General features: G+C 53.1%; 1 protein-coding gene. It reads left to right on the top strand.

All coding sequences use genetic code 11. The features are described 5' to 3' along the window. A partial coding sequence (locus R0J92_RS22885; RefSeq protein ID WP_411053354.1) for a helicase-related protein occupies window positions 1–275 on the top strand: 275 nt, incomplete at both ends.

Here is a 275-nt window from a genome sequence, read left to right as displayed (position 1 = left end):
ATGCAGACTTTATCTCCGAACGGTTCGACGCCAACTATCCGACGTTCAAGGGTTCGTTTGCTCGCGTGATCACCCATCAGGTGACGTTCAGCCAAGACCTGATCGACAAGTTCTCGATGCCTGACCAGGAACCTCACATCGCGATTTCGGTGGACATGCTCGATACCGGAATTGACGTGCCCGACGTCGTGAATCTCGTTTTCTTCAAACCTGTTCGATCGAAGGCGAAGTTCTGGCAGATGGTGGGTCGCGGTACTCGTCTTCGCGAAAATCTC

Origin of the sequence: Tritonibacter sp. SIMBA_163, from assembly GCF_046535935.1 — a bacterium.
Classification (GTDB): Bacteria; Pseudomonadota; Alphaproteobacteria; order Rhodobacterales; family Rhodobacteraceae; genus Epibacterium; species Epibacterium scottomollicae.
The sequence above is the reverse complement of the archived record's forward strand: the minus strand, read 5'-3'. Positions and strand labels throughout refer to the sequence as shown.